The organism is Tritonibacter sp. SIMBA_163, from assembly GCF_046535935.1.
Taxonomy (GTDB): Bacteria; Pseudomonadota; Alphaproteobacteria; order Rhodobacterales; family Rhodobacteraceae; genus Epibacterium; species Epibacterium scottomollicae.
The window spans coordinates 1-261 of the sequence record NZ_JAWJBP010000686.1 but is presented as its reverse complement, the minus strand read 5'-3'; the positions used below and the strand labels follow the sequence as shown (position 1 = coordinate 261).

The window sequence follows — 261 nt, the reverse complement described above, 5'->3', positions numbered from 1 at the left end:
AATTCGGAAACTTGCCGATCAAAGTAAACAATCTGCCGAAAAAATTGGCGGTTTAGTCGCTGAAATTCAAAACGCCATTAACTCCACCGTTATGGTCACTGACGAAGGCACAAAAACCGTTGATTCTGGAATGGAAATTACAGAGAAAACCGCTGAATCCTTTAGTCATATTACAGAAGCCGTGAATAATGTGGTGATGAATAACCAACAAATTTCTCTCAATATTCATCAACAAGCCAGTGGTATTCAACAAGTGTTAGA

General features: G+C 38.7%; 1 protein-coding gene. It reads left to right on the top strand.

The genetic code is table 11. The annotated features are described in order from the left end of the window. The coding region (locus R0J92_RS24065) for a methyl-accepting chemotaxis protein (RefSeq protein ID WP_411053532.1) at positions 1–261 on the top strand (261 nt) is incomplete at both ends.